We start from the raw sequence: 16485 nt of genomic DNA, 5'->3' as shown, positions 1-16485 counted from the left end.
AGTGTGCCACGAATCGCATACTTTGGCATAGCGAGTGGCATACTTCATATGGAATGACTCATACCCCCGCACCCCCACCGTCGCTCGGCGCAGAACTCATCGAGCTCCTGCGCCGCCGTTTCGGCAGCTCCACCATCACGCACGTGGAGGACGTCCCCGCTTCGCCCGCGCAGTTCGCTCCGTGGCCAGCGTGGGTGCTCCCCGAGCTGAAGCAAGTGCTTATCGACGCCTCCGTCACCGCTCCCTACACCCACCAGGCCCAGTGCGCGCAGTCGGTGCGCGACGGCAACGACACCGTTATCGCCACGGGCACCTCCTCCGGAAAGTCGCTCGGTTACCAGCTTCCCATCCTCACCGCGCTTGCAGAGGACCCCAAGGCGTGCGCCCTCTACCTCACCCCCACCAAGGCGCTGGGCTCGGACCAGCTCCAGGCGACGCTGCGGATGACGTCGCAGATTCCCCAGCTCTCCGGCGTCCACCCGGCCCCGTACGACGGCGACACCCCCACCGAGGCCCGGGCCGGAATCCGCGAGGCGTCCCGCTTCGTCTTCTCCAACCCCGACATGCTGCACGCTGGGCTGCTCGGCGCGCACCCCCGGTGGGCGCGCTTCCTGCGCCAGCTCCGCTTCGTGGTGGTGGACGAGTGCCACACCTACCGCGGCGTCTTCGGCGCCAACGTGTCCCTCGTCCTGCGCCGCCTGTTGCGTATCGCCGCCGCGTACGGGTCGCACCCGGTCGTGGTGTTCGCCTCCGCAACCGCCGCGGACCCGGCCGGGCAGGCGTCCCGACTCTGCGGCCGCAGCGTCACCGCCATCACCGAGGACACCGCGCCGACCGGGTCCCGCACGATCGCGCTGTGGGAGCCCGGATTCATCGAGGGCGCGGAGGGCGAAAACGGTGCGCCCGTGCGCTACGCCGCCTCCACCGAAGCAGCGTCCATCATGTCGACGCTGATGCAGGAGGGCGCGCGCACGCTTACCTTCGTGCGCTCGCGCCGCGCCGCGGAGACGGTCGCGCTGCGTGCGCAGGAGGACCTGGTCGTGGCGGGCCGCGCCGACATGGCGGGCCGGGTGGCGTCCTACCGCGCTGGCTACCTGGCGGAGGATCGTCGCAAGCTGGAGCGCGCGCTGGACGAGGGCGACCTCCTCGGTCTCGCCACCACGAACGCGCTTGAGCTGGGCATTGACGTCGGGGGCCTCGACGCGGTGGTCATGGCCGGTTTCCCGGGGACGGTCGCCTCGTTCCGCCAGCAGGCGGGGCGCGCCGGGCGCCGCGGCCAGGCTTCCGTGGTGGTCATGGTCGCCCGCGACGAGCCGATGGACACCTACCTGGTCCACCATCCGGACGCACTGCTGGGCCGCCCGGTGGAGTCCTCGGTGTTCAACCCGCAGAACCCGTACATCCTGCGCGGACACGTCTATTGCGCCGCCGTCGAACGGCCACTGTCGCACGCGGACGTGGATGCGTTTGGCGCGCACGAGGTCGTCGAGGAGCTCGAGCGGGAGGGCTATTTACGACGCCGCCCCCGCGGCTGGTTCGCCACCCCGCAACTGGAGGGTGAGCTCACCCCGGAGACCGCGCACTCCGTCGTGTCCCTGCGCGGCGGCACCGGGGAGGAGGTCCTCATCGTGGACGCGACGGACGGCCGGCTGCTGGGCACCGTGGACGCTGCGCGCGCTGCTACGCAGGTCCACGACGGTGCCGTCTACCTGCACCAGGGCGAGTCCTTCGTGGTCCAGGAGCTTGACCTTGACGGCTACGTGGCGCTGGTGGCACCCGAGACGCCCGACTACTCCACGCAGGCGCGATCCACCACGGACATCGCGATCCTGGGCGACGCCTCCGCGCGCGTCCACCCCTCCCCGGGCCTGTGGGTGGCCAACGTCGACGTCGAGGTGACCGACCGGGTCACCGGCTACGTCGTGCGGCTTGCCGACGGCACCGTGTCCGAGCACATCCCGCTCGACCTCCCCGAACAGACGCTGATCACCCGGGCGGTGGCCTACACCATCGATCCGTTGGTCCTCGACGAGCTGGGGATCTCGGCGGGCGACGTCCCCGGCGCGCTGCACGCCGCAGAGCACGCAGCCATCGGGCTGCTTCCGCTCCTGGCCACCTGCGACAGGTGGGACATCGGCGGCGTGTCCACGGCGCTGCACCCGGACACCATGCTGCCCACGGTGTTTGTCTACGACGGCCACCCGGGCGGCGCGGGCTTCGCCGACGAGGGCTTCGCCCGCTTCCACGAGTGGATCACCGCGACGTTCGAGGCGGTGCGCGCCTGCCCCTGCGAGTCCGGGTGCCCGTCTTGCGTGCAGTCCCCGAAGTGCGGCAACGGGAACCAACCGCTGAACAAGCACGCTGCGCTGAAGCTGCTGGGCGCGCTGGTCACCATGACCGCCGGGGACGTTCCTCCTCAGCCGGGCCAGCCCGGGCAGTAGCTTCCGCGCGCCCGATCCGGGCACGGACGGTGACGTCGCCGGTGTCCACCTCGCACAACTCTGCGGCCGCAGAGTTGAGCGTCGCGGTGCGCTCGGCGGCCTCGCAGGCGGGCGCACCCGTGTAGAGCGCCGTCGCCCCGGAAACGGCAGCGAGGTCGGCGGCAACCTGCGCGCGGTGGTGGTCCACGACGCGCGCGCCGACCGCGGCTACGGCGAGCGCCAGCGCGATCACCGCGGTGATAATGCCCGCCGAGGTGACCGTCGCCGAGCCTTCCTCGCTGCGAAGCCTCCGGAGCCAGCCCATCAGCGTTCCCCCGCGATGTGCTCGACGGGGAACAGCGCGGTTGCCTGCATCTGCCCTACCGCCGCCGGGACCCGCGCGGTCACCGTCACGACCCCGCCGGCCTCGGCTACATCGACGCTGCCGCGCGGCGGGGCGAACTCCACCCCGATCGCGTGGGCGCGCGCCGCCGCCCCGGCCGTATCCACCGCCGTGATGTAGGCGGCGATGGTGGCGATGCCGGCAACGATGGCAGCCGCGACGGTGACAAGTGCGGACAGCGAGAGCGCTGTCTCGATCGTGGTCATTAGCCCGGGGTGTTCGTGAGTGCGTCGGTAATCACGCCCTCAATTGCAGAGGTCACACCGTCGCCGTTCACCACGAGGTAGAGCACTCCGGCGAGTGCGGCCGCCGCGAGTGACCCAAACGCATATTCGATGGTTGACATCCCCTGGTCATCCTGCATTCTTGCAGCGAGTTTCCCGGAGTAACCGCGCATTTTCTGGGCGCACATGCTGGTAGCAGTGTTGATCGTATTCATAGTATTTGTGTTCCCTTCGTTGGTTGAGAGTGGTCGTTGATTTTCGGAGTGGATAGTTAGTGCAAGATCGCCGCCCCCAAGCTGAGCACCGCCGGTGCAAGCCCGAGGACGAAGAATGCCGGGAGGAAGCAGGCGGTAAGCGGGATCGCGATGAGGACGCCCGCCCGTTCCGCTTTGGCGCTCGCCTCGTCGGCAGCTTCAGCACGGAGCTTGGTGACGATGCGCTCGCAGCCCGCCACGATGGCGGACCCCGAGGAGTTGGAGAGGGCAACAAGCCCGGCGAGCTCCGCGCCGCCCGGGACGCTATGGAGCTCTGACCAGGCGCGCTCGGGGCTCACCCCGAGCGCCGTCAGCGCAGCGACGGTATGCCAAGGACTCGCGCGTGCATTGCCTCCGCCGGTGTCGCCGTAAGTTTCAGCAACAGCGGCGGCGGCGCCGGCGAGCGGGAGCCCGGCCTCGCAGCATGCCGCGAAGAGCGTGATGTCGGCTGCGCTGCGGTGGGCGTCGATACCCGACACTTCCCCGTGGGGACCATCCCGCGGGGTCTTCGAACCCGCGCCGGGAGCGACGCGCAGCCGCAGCAACGGCTGGACCCGGGGCAGGGCGAGCGCGGCCGCGAGGAACAGTGATGCGAGAAGCAGGATCATTGCGCCGCCCTTTCAATAATCACCCGAGACACGACCGTGCCCGCGCATACCAAGGCGGTGCCGACGACGAGGAGCACCCCACCTATGCCGCCGGAGGTCAGCAGCCCGACGGGGTTCGCCCCCATCGCGGCGCCCATGAGCATCCCGGCGAGCGGCAACGCGGCGAGCACCATGGCCGTGGTGCGCGGCCCGGCCAGCGCCGCGGTTGTCGCGGCTCGGTGCCGCTCGGCGTGGTCGAGCTCGTCGCGCGCGGCTCGCAGCAGCTGGGCGACGGGGATCCCGCGCCCGGTTGCAAGCCGCCACAGCGTGACCATGCGCGCGAGCTCCGGCTGCGCCGTGGGCACCTCGATCTGCGCGGCAGAGTGCCCGAGCCGGATGTGGTGGACCAGCCGGTGGATGTCGCGCGCGAGTGGGGCCGGCGCGTTGTCGGGCAGGCGCTCGGCGGCGGTCACGCAGGCGCGCGGCAGCGGGGCTCCGGCGTCCAGGTTGGCCACCACGTGGCCGAGAAAGTCGGCGGTCACGGCCGCACCCTTGGCGCGTTGCCGCTGCTCCCGGCGCCGGACGATGAGGTCGACGACGGTCGCCCCGGCCATGACTGCCGCGAGGACCACGCTGACCCGTTTGGCGGCGACCAGGCCGAGCGCGAGCGCGATGCCGGCGATGCAGAGCGTGGAGTGGAGGCGTGGCGTCGAGAAGCGTTGCACGTTGCGCGTGAGTGCGCCCAGGCGGGCGGAGGGAGCGGGGGCGGTGAGCGCGGTTGCCGCGGCGGCGATGAGCAGTGGGTTCATGCTGCCAGCTCCTTGTAGCCGGCGGCGGGGCCGCGCTCGCTGTCCCACACCACGCGAGCAGTGACGGGCTGGCCCTCCAGCACGCCGATCTGATGCACGTAGCGGGTGCCGTCGGGGCCGCGGCGGACCACCACCACGGCGTCCACGGCTGCGGCGAGCTGCGAGTGCAGCCCGGCGCGGTCCAGCCCACCGAGGGCCGCGAGCGCCTCCAGTCGAGCGGGGACCTCGTGGATGGAGTTCGCGTGGAGGGTGCCCGCGCCGCCGTCGTGGCCCGTGTTGAGCGCGGCGAGGAGGTCAACGACCTCGGCACCGCGGATCTCGCCGACCACGATGCGGTCCGGCCGCATGCGCAGGGCCTGGCGCACCAGGTCCGCGATGGTGATCGCGCCGGCGCCCTCGGCGTTGGCGGCGCGCGTGGTCAGGTTGAGCACGTGCGGGTGGTGCGGGGTCAGCTCGAGCGTGTCCTCGATGGCAATGATGCGCTCGGTGGGGGCGGCCTCTGCAAGCAGGGCCGACAGAAGCGTCGTCTTGCCGGAGCCGGTGCCGCCCACCACCAGGATCGCCTTGCGCTGCGCCACCAGCGCGCGCAGCAGGTCGGCGCGCTCCTGATCGAGGGAGCCGCCCGCCACCAGGTCCGCGAGCGAGGCGGTGGCGGTGCGCAGCACGCGCAGCGACAAACAGGTGCCCACCTGCGCCGTTGGGGCGAGGATCGCGTGGAAGCGTAAGAGCGTGCCGTCATCGCGGGTGAGGTGCCCGTCGCAGTATGGCTGTGCGTCGTCGAGCCTGCGCCCGCAGCTCAGCGCGAGGCGCGTGGCCAGGGCACGTACGTCCGCCTCCGAGTCGAAGGTGGTCTCCGCCAGCTCGAGGCCACGGCCGCGGTCGACGTAGACCTCGGACGGGCCGTTGACACAAATATCCGTCACATCGCCGGCCGCCAGCAGCGGTTCGAGCGGGCCGGCTCCGGTGGTGTCGTCGCGGAGCTTGCGCATGAGCGCGAGCACGTCGAGGTCGCTAATCACCACCGCCTCGTCGCGGATAATGTCCACCAGCCGTGCGGGCGACGGGGGCGCGGGCTCGTCCGCAAGGCGGCGCTGCACGCGCGCGAGTACGTCGTTGGCATCCATCACGCCACCTCCCCGAGCACCGCGTCGGCCGCCTTACGCAGGGGCTTGGGCAGGCGCGCCGGGAGCCCAGCGCTCTCGATCGAGCGCGGCAGCCGGTGCAGCGTGGGCAGTCGGTGGCAGATCCGCGAGCGGGTCACTGCGACAACGCCGTCGTCGTCGATGCCCTGCCAAGGGGAGTCGCGGAGGACCAGCACGTGCTCGACGCCGGCGGCGTTGCACTCCAACGCGATCGTCTGCGCCGCGCAGACGGAGCGCACCGTCGGCGTCACGACGATGACGGCCAGGTCGCACGCCGCCGGGAGCAGGTCGATGGGGACATCGAGGACGGTCAGGCCCTCGCCGCCCACAGCGCGGCAGAGCCTCTCCAGCTCCGCCGTGTCGACCCGGAACGGGTCCGCGACGGTGCTGCGCGCAAACGTGAGGACCGCGGTGCCGGAAGCGGTGGAGGGCAGGGCGCGGCGCACGTCGGTGCGCGCTACGGCACCATCGCCCAGCACGATCTCGCCCCAGCGCGCGCCCGGCCGCTCCTCAACGCCGAGGAGAAGATCGAGTCCGCCGGAGAGCCGGTGTGCGTCGATGAGCGTGGCGTTCCCGCCCACCTCGGCGAGCGCACAGGCGAGGACGGATGCGCCGACGCCACCGCCCGCGCCGAGCACGGCGATCGTGCGCCCGCCGCCGCTGTGCTGGCTCGCCTGTGCGCAACGGCCGAGCGCGACGAGGAGGTCGCCGGCCTGCGCCGGCAGGACGAAGGCGTCCGGGGACGCGGAGGCGTCGGCGAGGCTGCCGCTGACAATGAACACGTTGTCGGCTCGGGGTGGAGGGAGGTGTGGGGCCCAGGTGGCGTCGACAAGCACTGCGAACGCACGCGCCACGTATTGCGGCAGCGTGGTGGGGTCGGCAACGTCCACGATGGCGTGGCCAGCGGCTGCGGCGAGGTGGGTTACCTCCGGGTGGAGGAGCGGGTCGTCCACCGCGACGATGATGGGGCGGCCGGCGCGAGAATTCGATTCTTTTGGTTGTTTCATGTCGCAAGCATTGCAGGCGCAATATCAAAGCGCAATAGGTTGGAGACATCTGTGGATAACCCAGACCGCGAGTACATCCAAAACAAACAAACTGTGGATAACCCAGTCCCATCACTCACACGCGCCTCAGCATTTACACGCCGGGCGCTGAGGTTGGCTCGTTAGAATGAAGCACATGGCAACTCGCGCGCCGGTGGCGGCATTCTTCGACCTGGACAAGACGATCATCGCGACCTCGTCTGCCTACGCCTTTGGCAAAGAGTTCCTCAACAACGGCCTGATCACCCGTCAGGAGGCGCTCGACCTCTACCTGTCCAAGGCCTCCTACATGCTCGTCGGCCACTCCAGTGAGCAGATGGACGCCTCGCGCGACCAACTCGCGCAGCTGGTCAAAGGCTGGGATGTGGACGAAGTGCGACGCATCACCACCGAAACGATGCACAACGTGGTCACGCCCGCGATCTACCGCGAGGCGCGCGAGCTGATCGAGCAGCACCGCGCGGCGGGCCACGACGTGATCATCATCTCCGCCTCCGCGGACATCCTCGTCGAGCCGATCGCCGCCGAGCTCGGCGTGGACACTGTCGTGGCCACCGAGGTGGAGGTGGAAGACGGCAAGCTCACCGGCACAATCACCCAGTACCTCAAGGGCGAGGCCAAGGCGGCGGCCGTGGAAACATTCGCCCGCGAGCACGGCTACGAACTCGCGCGCTGCTACGCCTACTCCGATTCCGCCACGGACATCCCGATGCTCGCGGCCGTGGGCAACCCCGTGGCCGTCAACCCGGACCGCCCCCTGCGCAAGCACGCCATGTCGTCTGGCTGGGAGATCCGCACGTTCAAGAATCCGGAGCCGCTCATCCAGATGCCCAACGCGCGCGAGGTGGGCATCGGCGCGGGCGTCATCGCCGGGATCACGGCGCTCGCGGTCGTCGGTGCGCTGGTCACCCGCGCGATCATGCGCGACGGCCGCTCCGCCTAGCCCCCGCCCGAGGAGCTCGAGTAGCTACTGCCTCCCGTGCCACTGGTCGAGGCGCTCCAGCAACACGGCCCGCGAGTCCTCGTACGCGGCGCGGTTACCTTCCGGAGTACCCCCGAGCATGATCTGCCAGCCGTCCGGCAGCTCCTCCGCGTGCGCAAAGAAGACGTGCCCGGCGTCCGGGTACACGTGGGCCTCCACCCGCTCGCCCTGCGCCTCGAGCTCGCGCGCCGCGTCCGCGGACTGCCACATCTGGTCGTCCTCGCCGGCGAAGAGCAGCACGTTCCCGCCGAAGTGCGCAAGGTCAATGCGCGCCTCATCCGGTGCCGCTTCCGCCGCGGACTCGTAGGTCGCGCGGTACGACACCGGGTAGCCGGTCACCATGTCCCACATCTGCTTCGCCCCGGCCGCCATGGACCCCGCGCGGAACGACGCGAACGGCACCGCCTCACCCTTGTAGGTAAACGACGGCAATTCCTCCGCCTGCTGGAACACCAGCCCGGGGTAGGAATAGCTCGCGGGCACGAACGCGACCACGTTATCCACCGGGAAGCCGTTTGCCGCCAGCAGCTCCACAAACTCCGCGCCCTTCGACGTCCCCACCACCGTCACCGGCCCGTCGCCGTCCACGGTGGCGTCGATAAGCGTGCTGACCTCATCAAACTGCTCCAGCGGCACATCTGCGAGCCCCTGCTGCTGCTCCTCCTGCCCGAAGAAATACATGCTGAGCACCTCGTAGCCCTCGCCCGCGAGCCACTCGGCACGAGAGCGGTCCGCCCCGCCCTCGGAGCCGCCGTACACAACCACCACGCCCGGGTGCACCTTCCGCTCTGGCGTGATGTGGAACCCCTCGATCTGGTCCCCGTGGATCGGGGCAACGCTTAACGACGCCCCGCCATCCCCCTCCCCCGCAACAGAAGACGACCCCACGCTCGCGAACGGGTAGGTGTGCCGGTTGTAAGCGCGCAACCCAACAATCACCGCCGCGAGGAGCACGAGCACAACCAGGAGCGCAACCAGCGCCTTGCCAAGGATCTTAAGGGCCTTCACCACATTCCTTCCCACGCAGCGCTCACACCCGTGAGAGAATCTGCGCATTTTGGACCATTTACAGGATGTTTTAGGCTTAAATCCTAACTTGCGCGGCAGCGGTTTCGTCGACCTTCCGGCCCCAATACAGGCACGAAGGCTGGACTATAGCTAAAGTCGTGGAGGACAATGCATCACACGTGTACGTATACGCGCGAGAGCAGCAGTAGCCACACGCCTTGTAGGCGACTCGCAGGAAGGTTTGAAAAACAGTGAGCAAAGACGGTCTGTACACCAGCGGTTCCACGGCAGTGTCTGCCAAGGTGGACTCCATCCCGCTGCGCGACGCCGACACCACCCAGCCGGGTAAGGATTCCATTGGCACGCTGGTCTCCAACGCGACGGAGCAGATTTCCACCCTGGTCCGCGGCGAGATCGAGCTGGCCAAGACCGAGGTCATCGGCGAGGTCAAGAAGGGCGCCATGGGTGGCGGCCTCTTCGCTGTGGCCGGCGTCATCGCACTGTACTCCAGCTTCTTCGCCTTCTTCGCCCTGGCGGAGATGCTCGCGTCCTGGATGCACCGCGGCTGGGCATTCCTCATCGTCTTCCTCATCATGATCGCCCTCGCCGGCATCCTGGCCTTCATGGGCCTGCAGAAGGTGAAGAAGATCAAGGCGCCGGAGAAGACCATCGAGTCCGTCGGCGAGCTGAAGCACCTGCGCCCGGGCCAGGCCCAGCAGAACCTGTCCAAGGATTCCAGCGGCCTGTACTCCTCCGCCGCGCACACCACCGGCTCCACGGCAGTGACCAAGTAGGCGCTTTTCGCCTCCAGGGCCGCTCCGGGCATGCCCCGCCTGACCCCGACGCCACCCTCGGTCGTTGACCTGCCGGGGGAGTTTGCGCACCGCATGCTGCACACTCGCGGCGTGCGCCTGCACGCCGCCGTGGCCGGCGACTCCGCCGACCCCCTGGTCCTGCTCATCCACGGCGCGTACGGCGGCTGGTTCGACTTCCGCTACGCCCTCGCCCCGCTGGCCAGCCGCGGCTACCACGTTGCCGCGCTGGACCAGCGGGGCTTCGGCATGTCTGACAAGCCCGCCCACCGAGGCGGCAACCTGCTGCGCATCCTGCGCGGCGACCTCGGCGGGGTGATCCATACCCTGGGACACGCGAACGCCGCCCTCGTCGCCGCCGATACCGGCGCCGTGGTCGCCCGCGCCCTCGAGCAGGCCCAGCCCCAGCTTGTCCGCAGCGTGCTCACGCTCCCCAACGAGCCGCACCTCCCCGCCTGGCTCGGCCGCCTCCCCGCCCCCGTCGCGGCCGCCACCGCCACACACCTGCCCGGCGCGCTGGACCGCGCGTGGCGTAGCGCGTTTCACGCCACCCTCGCGCGGGCAGCGGCCGACAGCGCCGCCAAGCACCCCGATCACCCAGCGGAAACGCTCGCGACCCGGCTTGCGGCGCTGCGCATCGATAACGCGCTGCCCCACATCCTCGCCACGCACCGCCTGCGGCGGCACGCGCCAGCAGACGGCGCCAACCACGTCCTCCACGCCCTGCCCTACGCGGGGGATCCGGGGGCGTTTGTGCGGGGCGTCGAGAAGCACTTGGCGTCATAGCACTCCTGGTGCTTTAGACCGCGCAGGTTTGCGTGTCCACCGGGTCGGTGAGGCGCTCGACGTCGCCAATCACCTCGCGGAGCTGCGTGCCGGTCAGGGCGTAGCCGGTGTCCGCGACGTCCACGTCCGTGCCGAAAATCATGCCCGCGACCTGCCCCTCCGGGGTGAACATGGGCCCGCCGGAGTTGCCCTGGCGGATGTCGCCGCGGATCGTGTACGCGCCGCGCTCCACCCGGCCAGTGGCGTAAATGTCCGGGCCGCTGAGCTCCAACTGGGTCCGCACGCGTACCGCGTCTGCTTCAAAGGGGCCGGACTCGGGGAAGCCCATCACCACGGCATCATCGCCGGACTTTAGCTCGCGCGGCGCCCACGTCAGCTCCGGCAGGCCCAGCTCGGGGGCGTGAAGGACGGCGATGTCCACCTCCGGGTCGTAGAGCACGACGTCCGCGTGCTTCACGCCCAGCACGGTGTCCAGGTTGACCAGCTGGGTGCCCGCCACCACGTGGGCGTTGGTCAGCACGTAGCCGTCCGCGATGACGAAGCCGCTGCCCATCAGGCGGTGGTGGCAGGTCTCCGAGTCACCCACGACGTGGACGACGCTCGGTCGGACGCGGTCGACCAGGTCACCGGTCACCACCGACTCGTCCGGCGCGTCCACCTCACGCTTCGCATCGGCGCTCAACGGCGAGACCAGCGGCGGCAGGCCCGTGTCGTGCAGCAACGCGGCCGCCTTAGCGGGCAGCTGCGCCCACGCGTCCGGTGTTGCGCCGTCGATCCCGCGCAGCACCCGCGAGTCCCGCAGCGCGGCGCTCTGCTGCTCCGGAAGCGCGCTGACCAGCGGGATAGACACCAGCCACAGCGCCAGGGACATGGCCAGCGCCTGCAGTAGCGCGCCCGCGACGGAATCCAGCGCGCGCATCGGGCGCCACCGCTGGGCGCCGCGCAGGGCGTCGCCAATCGCGGAGCCAGCCAAGTTCCCCAGCCCGACGAAGAACACCACGACCGCCAGGAAAATGATGACGCGCAGCCCGCGGCCGGAGAAGAAGTCGAGCGTGTACGCGGCAGCGAGCAGCCCCACAATCAAGCCGGCCACGCTGCCCACCGCGATGAACACGGACGCCAGCACGCCCCGTCGCCACCCCGCCGCGAAGCTGCCCACCACCAGAATCGCCGCGACGAGGTCCACGATGGCTGATCCGGTCACTGTTTTGCTGTCTCCTGGTTCGTGTTGTGGGGCGTCATCGGGGCCGGTCCGCGGGGGCTACCGCGTGTACCGCGGCTCCCCGTTGGCGGAGTTGGCGAGCACCTCGTCCAAATCGCGCAAAGTGCGGTCCCAGTCGCGGGCCCACGCGGCTTGCTCCAAAAGTATTGAGAGCAGAATAGCCGTAAAGCCCCACACAACGTAACACCCGGCGCGGAAGGCGGGTCCGGCAAAATTGGCCAGCCCCACCTGCAGCCGGTTCGCGGGGTCCACCAGGTCGCGCACGGCGATGAAGAAGACGTCGTCCGTTTCAAACGGGCTGGCCACGTAGGTCTCGCCCGGCTGCTCCGCGTACGCAATCACCGGCCGCACCCGGAGTCCGCTGCCGCCCGTAGTCACGGTGCGCAGCGTGGCCAGCGGCGTCACGCGCGAACGCTCGAGGCCGGTCTCCTCCCAGGCCTCGCGCAGCGCCGCGTCGACGGGCCCGCGGTCCCCGGCGTCGATATGCCCGCCGGGAAACGCCATCTGCCCCGAGTGGCTCCGCATCCGCGGCGTGCGGTGGGTGATGAGCACGTGCGCGTCGTCCGGGATGGTCGCCGACGCCGCGTTCCCGGTAAACAGGATCAGCACCGCGGCCTCGTCCGCCGCGTCCTCCGGCGCGGTGCGCCCGTGCAGGAGGGGGCGCACCGCCTCGCGGTAGGTGCCGCGTTGAATCCGGTCGATCAGCGGCGCGAGCCAGCGGGGTGCCTTGTGGGGCTGCAGTGGGACGTCGAGAAGCTGCCCTTCCTTGCGCTCGCTCATCGCCCAAGCACCCCGTCGATGGCGCTGGCCAGCGCTTCTTCCGACTCGAAGGCCTGCGCGAGCGTGCCCACCTGCTCGCCGTCGCGGAACACCACCGTGATGGGCACGACGCCGGGCAGACCCAGCTGCCCCGCGAAACTGTTGTCGGAGTCCTGGTAGCTGGACAGTTCCACGCCGAGCTCGTTGAGCAGATCGGCCCCAGCCGCCGCCTGGCGGTCCGCGTGCACGCCCACGACCTCCACGTCCGGGTGGTCTGCGGCGTAGCGCTCGAGCACGGGCAGCTCAGTGCGGCACGGCTCGCACCACCAGGCCCACACGTTGACCACCGTCACGCCCGCGCGCTCGCCGGGCACATCGGCGCCACCCAGGCACGGCAGCTCCACGCCACCGACCCCACCAGCCACGCAGTCGGGCCGCTGAGCCACGGGCGCTTCCTCGCTTAGCGACGCCCCCGTCTCCCCCTCCCCACGCACTTCATCACCCGATCCGCCGCCGCGCAGCAGCGCCACAGCGCCGGCGACGACGAAGCACGTGACCACCAGCGCGCCCACCACGCTGGCCACGACCGCGGTCTTGCCCGACCTCACTGCGCATCACCCAGCATGCCCAGGATGTGCTCGCGCTCTTCCCCGGTGACCAGGGCCGCCGCCTCCTCCGGGTCGGTTGGCCCCGCGCCGAAGCCGGGGCAGTCGAACGCAATGGGGCACGCGCCGCACGCCGGCTTCTTCGCGTGGCAGACGCGCCGGCCGTGGAAGATGAGTCGGTGCGAGAACATCGTCCACTCGCTCGCGGGGATGATCTGGGCGATCTCCCGCTCGATCTTCACCGGGTCGCGCTGCGCACTCAGCGCTAGGCGCGCGACGAGCCGCTGGAAGTGCGTATCCACGGTGAGCCCCGGCTTACCAAAAGCGTTGCCCCGCACCACGTGCGCGGTCTTGCGCCCCACTCCGGGGAGCGTGACCAGGTCTTCGAGCGCGACCGGGACCTCGCCGCCGAAGTCCGTGACCAGTTTCTGCCCCAGCCCGATCAAGTTGGCGGCCTTCGCGCGGTAGAACCCGGTGGGGCGGATCAGCGCCTCTACCTCCGCCTGGTTTGCCGCCGCGTAATCCTGCGCCGTGCGGTAGGTGGCAAACAGGGCCGGGGTGACGTGGTTGACGCGGACATCGGTCGTCTGCGCCGAGAGCACCGTGGCGACGAGCAGCTCGAGCGGGTTGGAAAAGTCCAGCTCCGCGTGGGCATCCGGGAACGCCGCCGCCAGGGTGCGATTGATCCGCCGGGCGCGGCGGGTGCGGCCCAGCTCCGTCTCCTTCCCTTTCGCCGCCGGGTGGGATCCCGGTGCGCGGCGCCGCGGCGGCGTAAGCTTGCCGGCCAGCGGTTTCCCGGCGTCCGGTGCGGGGGGAAGCGAGACGTTGGACATGCTGCAATGCTATCGCACACGTACCATGACCCCTATGACGGTAATTTTAGTTGCGATCCTGCCCCTCTTCCTCGGCCTGTTCACCCTGGGCATGGAACGCCTCGAATCAGCATCGGTTGAGGCCCATTAACACGTACTAGTGCTGCAGACTGAACGTTTGCTGAACCTAAAATTGCCGGTAGGGAAACTTTTCCGGGATATGGTACCCATCACAACATGAACTGGTAGTATCCGCCATTGTGACCACGCCGTAAAAACAACACTTAGGTGACCCAAACCACGCAGAGGATAACAGTCACCGCCGTTCCGAGGAGGTTCAATGGAAGGCATTCAGGACACGCTGGCCAAGGCCGGCATTTTCCAGGGCGTCGACGCCGACGCGGTGGCCGCTCTGATCAAAGAGATGGAGACGCTGACGTTCTCCCGCGGTACCACCATTTTTGATGAGGGCGAACCGGGCGACCGGCTCTACATCATCGTAGACGGCAAGGTAAAGCTGGCTCGCCACGCCCCCGACGGACGCGAGAATCTGCTCTCCGTGATGGGCCCGTCCGATATGTTCGGCGAGCTGTCCATCTTCGACCCGGGCCCGCGTACCTCCTCCGCCGTCTGCGTCACCGAGGTGACCGCGGCGACGATGGACTCACAGATGCTCAAGCAGTGGATCACGGACCACCCGGAAATCTCCCAGCAGCTGCTGCGCGTGCTGGCCCGCCGCCTGCGCCGCACCAACGCTTCGCTGGCAGACCTCATCTTCACCGACGTGCCCGGCCGCGTGGCCAAGACGCTGCTGCAGCTGGCCAACCGCTTCGGCACCCAGGAGGGCGGCGCGCTGCGCGTCAACCACGACCTCACGCAGGAAGAGATCGCGCAGCTGGTCGGCGCCTCCCGCGAGACCGTGAACAAGGCGCTCGCTACGTTTATGCACCGCGGCTGGATCAAGCTGGAGGGCAAGTCCGTCCTCATCGTGGACACCGAGCACCTGGCTCGCCGCGCCCGCTAGCGCGCGAGCACCCCAAAAACGAACACTGCCCCGGCACCTTGCCGGGGCAGTCGTTGTTGTTCGGGGCGTTACTTCTGGTTGCGCAGGTAGCGCAGGCCCACGCGGGTGGATTGCTCGGCGGCGCCGCGGAGGACCGGATCAACATCGTCATAAATCGCGTCGACGAGGGTGTTGATGTCCGCGTCCTCGCCGTGCTCCTTGAGTGCCTGCTGGATCTGCTCGAGGCGCTGGTTGCGGCGGTCAATGTACTTGCGCGCGTACTTGGACAGGTCCTCGCCCTCGGGGCCGTGGCCCGGCAGCAGCATGATGTTTTCGCCGCGAGCCTCCAGCATCTCCAGGCTGTCCAGGTACTCGCCCACATCACCATCAGTCTCGGAGATCATGGTGGTGTGGCGCCCCGCGATGGTGTCGCCGGTGATGATGCCCTCCAGCTGATCGTCCTCCACCTCGTGGGTGTAGACGAAGAAGCTGACGGAGTCCCGGGTGTGGCCGGGGGTGTGCGCGACCTGCAGCTTCGGCGTCACGCCGTCGATGGAAATGATCTCTCCATCCTGCAGCGCTTCCGCGTTGTGGCAGTACTGCGGGTCGAACGAACGAATCGGCGCGCCGGTGAGCTGTCGGAACCGCTCTGCACCGTCCGCGTGGTCGTGGTGGCGGTGGGTGATGAGGATGAGGGCGACCTTGTCTGCCTTAGCCTGCAGCACGTTGAGGTGGCCTTCATCCGCCGGGCCCGGGTCTACGACGATGCTGTACTCATCTTCCGGGTCGCGGATGACCCACGAGTTCGTGCCTTCCAGCGCCGCATAGCTCGGGTTGGGCGCCAATACGACAGCGGCGGAGGTCGTCACAGGGCGCAACTGACTGTAAGCGGGGTGCTTCATGCCTCCAACCCTACCGCGTCCTGCACCATCAGCGCAGCACGGGGCATGCGCTTATCGACGCCCCTCCGCACCCTCCGCAACCTCAACCACGAGCTCAACTTCGACGGGTGCGTCCAGCGGCAGGACAGCAACGCCGACCGCGGAACGGGCGTGCTCACCAGCCTCGCCGAAGACCTCCTTCATCAGGTCGGAGGCGCCGTTAATCACGGCCGGCTGGCCGGTGAAGGACGGGTCCGAGGCGACGAAGCCGACGACCTTGGAGATGCGGGTGACATTGTCCAGCCCCACGAGCGCGTCCACGGCGGCGAGCGCGTTCAGCGCGGCCTGGCGGGCGTACGTGTAGGCATCTTCCGCGTTGACCTCTGCGCCGACTTTGCCGGTGGCCGGCAGTGTGCCGTCGATAAGCGGCAACTGCCCCGACGTCCAGACCTGGTTGCCGACGCGGTTCGCGGGGACGTACGCCGCGACGGGCGCGGCGACCTGCGGGAGCTCAATGCCGAGCTCGGCGAGTGTTGCGGTCCACGATCCTGCCATGGCCTACTCCACCTCTCGCTTGAGGTACGCGACCACGTTATCCGGGTTGGGGCCCGGGGTGACGGAGACGAGCTCCCACCCGTCCTCGCCCCAGGTATCCAGGATCTGCTTGGTTGCGTGAGTGAGTAGCGGCACGGTGGCGTATTCCCATTTCTTCATGCGACCACCCTACCGT

20 protein-coding genes are annotated in these 16485 nt (G+C 69.2%); 5 read left to right on the top strand and 15 right to left on the bottom strand.

The genetic code is table 11. From position 1 onward, the window contains the following. The first annotated feature begins 53 nt into the window (after positions 1-53). Positions 54-2441 (top strand): DEAD/DEAH box helicase, encoded by a 2388-nt coding sequence (locus OVO38_RS00155; RefSeq protein WP_267207445.1) that lies wholly within the window; start codon positions 54-56, stop codon positions 2439-2441. On the opposite strand, the gene OVO38_RS00150 is transcribed toward OVO38_RS00155, so the two are convergent. The 7 genes from OVO38_RS00150 to ssd form a co-directional block, all read right to left on the bottom strand. Further along, complete coding sequence (locus tag OVO38_RS00150) at positions 2389-2745, bottom strand: Rv3654c family TadE-like protein (protein WP_095275185.1); 357 nt, start codon at positions 2743-2745, stop codon at positions 2389-2391. The two genes, OVO38_RS00155 and OVO38_RS00150, sit on opposite strands and share 53 nt — an antisense overlap. After that, positions 2745-3029: a hypothetical protein gene (locus OVO38_RS00145; RefSeq protein WP_095548586.1), complete on the bottom strand. Its 285-nt coding sequence runs from the start codon at positions 3027-3029 to the stop codon at positions 2745-2747. The genes OVO38_RS00150 and OVO38_RS00145 overlap by 1 nt, the downstream gene beginning before the upstream one ends. Further along, the gene (locus OVO38_RS00140; protein WP_267207643.1) at positions 3029-3220 is read right to left on the bottom strand and encodes a DUF4244 domain-containing protein; all 192 of its coding nucleotides are present in this window, start codon (positions 3218-3220) and stop codon (positions 3029-3031) included. The genes OVO38_RS00145 and OVO38_RS00140 overlap by 1 nt, the downstream gene beginning before the upstream one ends. A 98-nt stretch (positions 3221-3318) precedes the next feature. Next, positions 3319-3909, bottom strand: a complete 591-nt coding sequence (locus tag OVO38_RS00135; protein WP_095554551.1) for a type II secretion system F family protein — start codon at positions 3907-3909, stop codon at positions 3319-3321. Then, positions 3906-4697: a type II secretion system F family protein gene (locus OVO38_RS00130; protein ID WP_095553284.1), complete on the bottom strand. Its 792-nt coding sequence runs from the start codon at positions 4695-4697 to the stop codon at positions 3906-3908. Before OVO38_RS00130 ends, OVO38_RS00135 begins: the two co-directional genes overlap by 4 nt. Then, positions 4694-5821 carry a TadA family conjugal transfer-associated ATPase gene (locus OVO38_RS00125; protein ID WP_095538165.1) on the bottom strand — a complete coding sequence of 376 codons (1128 nt, stop codon included), beginning with the start codon at positions 5819-5821 and terminating at the stop codon, positions 4694-4696. The genes OVO38_RS00130 and OVO38_RS00125 overlap by 4 nt, the downstream gene beginning before the upstream one ends. Continuing rightward, positions 5821-6846 carry a septum site-determining protein Ssd gene (ssd, locus tag OVO38_RS00120; protein WP_267207437.1) on the bottom strand — a complete coding sequence of 342 codons (1026 nt, stop codon included), beginning with the start codon at positions 6844-6846 and terminating at the stop codon, positions 5821-5823. The genes OVO38_RS00125 and ssd overlap by 1 nt, the downstream gene beginning before the upstream one ends. A 175-nt stretch (positions 6847-7021) precedes the next feature. Here ssd and OVO38_RS00115 point away from each other — a divergent pair, with 175 nt between their 5' ends. Beyond that, positions 7022-7828, top strand: a complete 807-nt coding sequence (locus tag OVO38_RS00115) for an HAD family hydrolase (protein WP_267207435.1) — start codon at positions 7022-7024, stop codon at positions 7826-7828. A gap of 24 nt (positions 7829-7852) precedes the next feature. Here OVO38_RS00115 and OVO38_RS00110 read toward each other — a convergent pair whose 3' ends face one another. Further along, positions 7853-8875 carry a dienelactone hydrolase family protein gene (locus OVO38_RS00110; protein ID WP_267207433.1) on the bottom strand — a complete coding sequence of 341 codons (1023 nt, stop codon included), beginning with the start codon at positions 8873-8875 and terminating at the stop codon, positions 7853-7855. Positions 8876-9126: 251 nt separating this feature from the next. On the opposite strand from OVO38_RS00110, the gene OVO38_RS00105 reads away from it, so the two are divergent. Continuing rightward, complete coding sequence (locus OVO38_RS00105) at positions 9127-9669, top strand: phage holin family protein (protein WP_095275193.1); 543 nt, start codon at positions 9127-9129, stop codon at positions 9667-9669. Positions 9670-9699: 30 nt separating this feature from the next. After that, positions 9700-10473, top strand: a complete 774-nt coding sequence (locus tag OVO38_RS00100) for an alpha/beta fold hydrolase (RefSeq protein WP_095553280.1) — start codon at positions 9700-9702, stop codon at positions 10471-10473. Positions 10474-10486: 13 nt separating this feature from the next. Here OVO38_RS00100 and OVO38_RS00095 read toward each other — a convergent pair whose 3' ends face one another. Genes OVO38_RS00095 through nth form a run of 4 tightly spaced genes read right to left on the bottom strand, consistent with a single transcriptional unit; the run spans position 10487 to position 13892 of the window. After that, on the bottom strand, positions 10487-11677 hold the full coding sequence (locus tag OVO38_RS00095) for a MarP family serine protease (RefSeq protein WP_095553279.1): 1191 nt from the start codon (positions 11675-11677) through the stop codon (positions 10487-10489). 57 nt (positions 11678-11734) lie between these two features. Continuing rightward, positions 11735-12475 (bottom strand): NUDIX hydrolase, encoded by a 741-nt coding sequence (locus OVO38_RS00090; protein ID WP_095275196.1) that lies wholly within the window; start codon positions 12473-12475, stop codon positions 11735-11737. Further along, positions 12472-13062, bottom strand: coding sequence for a TlpA family protein disulfide reductase (locus OVO38_RS00085; RefSeq protein WP_095553277.1), 591 nt, complete (start codon positions 13060-13062; stop codon positions 12472-12474). Before OVO38_RS00085 ends, OVO38_RS00090 begins: the two co-directional genes overlap by 4 nt. Then, on the bottom strand, positions 13059-13892 hold the full coding sequence (gene nth, locus OVO38_RS00080; RefSeq protein WP_095275198.1) for an endonuclease III: 834 nt from the start codon (positions 13890-13892) through the stop codon (positions 13059-13061). The genes OVO38_RS00085 and nth overlap by 4 nt, the downstream gene beginning before the upstream one ends. Positions 13893-14211: 319 nt before the next feature. Here nth and glxR point away from each other — a divergent pair, with 319 nt between their 5' ends. Then, positions 14212-14895 carry a CRP-like cAMP-activated global transcriptional regulator GlxR gene (glxR, locus tag OVO38_RS00075; protein ID WP_095535934.1) on the top strand — a complete coding sequence of 228 codons (684 nt, stop codon included), beginning with the start codon at positions 14212-14214 and terminating at the stop codon, positions 14893-14895. Positions 14896-14963: 68 nt separating this feature from the next. Here the strand turns inward: glxR and OVO38_RS00070 are convergent, their stop codons facing one another. Genes OVO38_RS00070 through OVO38_RS00060 form a run of 3 tightly spaced genes read right to left on the bottom strand, consistent with a single transcriptional unit; the run spans position 14964 to position 16469 of the window. Continuing rightward, entirely contained in the window at positions 14964-15776 is an 813-nt protein-coding gene (locus tag OVO38_RS00070) for an MBL fold metallo-hydrolase (protein ID WP_095538156.1), read from the bottom strand. A gap of 51 nt (positions 15777-15827) precedes the next feature. Further along, positions 15828-16310, bottom strand: a complete 483-nt coding sequence (locus OVO38_RS00065) for a RidA family protein (RefSeq protein WP_095554540.1) — start codon at positions 16308-16310, stop codon at positions 15828-15830. A 3-nt stretch (positions 16311-16313) separates the two neighbouring features. Then, on the bottom strand, positions 16314-16469 hold the full coding sequence (locus OVO38_RS00060) for a DUF4177 domain-containing protein (protein WP_095066741.1): 156 nt from the start codon (positions 16467-16469) through the stop codon (positions 16314-16316). Positions 16470-16485 lie beyond the last annotated feature (16 nt).

Source organism: Corynebacterium sp. Marseille-P8863 (genome assembly GCF_946902955.1).
Classification (GTDB): Bacteria; Actinomycetota; Actinomycetes; order Mycobacteriales; family Mycobacteriaceae; genus Corynebacterium; species Corynebacterium gottingense.
Note: the sequence above shows the minus strand (reverse complement) of the source record. Positions and strands in the feature narration are given on the sequence as shown.

Coding starts and splice junctions, on each gene's coding strand:
- OVO38_RS00100 (WP_095553280.1), top strand. CDS start 9,700: ATGCCCCGCCTGACCCCGACGCCACCCTCGGTCGTTGACCTGCCGGGG.
- OVO38_RS00060 (WP_095066741.1), bottom strand. CDS start 16,469: ATGAAGAAATGGGAATACGCCACCGTGCCGCTACTCACTCACGCAACC.
- OVO38_RS00070 (WP_095538156.1), bottom strand. CDS start 15,776: ATGAAGCACCCCGCTTACAGTCAGTTGCGCCCTGTGACGACCTCCGCC.
- OVO38_RS00065 (WP_095554540.1), bottom strand. CDS start 16,310: ATGGCAGGATCGTGGACCGCAACACTCGCCGAGCTCGGCATTGAGCTC.
- OVO38_RS00125 (WP_095538165.1), bottom strand. CDS start 5,821: ATGGATGCCAACGACGTACTCGCGCGCGTGCAGCGCCGCCTTGCGGAC.
- OVO38_RS00155 (WP_267207445.1), top strand. CDS start 54: ATGACTCATACCCCCGCACCCCCACCGTCGCTCGGCGCAGAACTCATC.
- OVO38_RS00140 (WP_267207643.1), bottom strand. CDS start 3,220: ATGCGCGGTTACTCCGGGAAACTCGCTGCAAGAATGCAGGATGACCAG.
- OVO38_RS00150 (WP_095275185.1), bottom strand. CDS start 2,745: ATGGGCTGGCTCCGGAGGCTTCGCAGCGAGGAAGGCTCGGCGACGGTC.
- OVO38_RS00145 (WP_095548586.1), bottom strand. CDS start 3,029: ATGACCACGATCGAGACAGCGCTCTCGCTGTCCGCACTTGTCACCGTC.
- OVO38_RS00130 (WP_095553284.1), bottom strand. CDS start 4,697: ATGAACCCACTGCTCATCGCCGCCGCGGCAACCGCGCTCACCGCCCCC.
- glxR (WP_095535934.1), top strand. CDS start 14,212: ATGGAAGGCATTCAGGACACGCTGGCCAAGGCCGGCATTTTCCAGGGC.
- OVO38_RS00090 (WP_095275196.1), bottom strand. CDS start 12,475: ATGAGCGAGCGCAAGGAAGGGCAGCTTCTCGACGTCCCACTGCAGCCC.
- nth (WP_095275198.1), bottom strand. CDS start 13,892: ATGTCCAACGTCTCGCTTCCCCCCGCACCGGACGCCGGGAAACCGCTG.
- OVO38_RS00135 (WP_095554551.1), bottom strand. CDS start 3,909: ATGATCCTGCTTCTCGCATCACTGTTCCTCGCGGCCGCGCTCGCCCTG.
- ssd (WP_267207437.1), bottom strand. CDS start 6,846: ATGAAACAACCAAAAGAATCGAATTCTCGCGCCGGCCGCCCCATCATC.
- OVO38_RS00115 (WP_267207435.1), top strand. CDS start 7,022: ATGGCAACTCGCGCGCCGGTGGCGGCATTCTTCGACCTGGACAAGACG.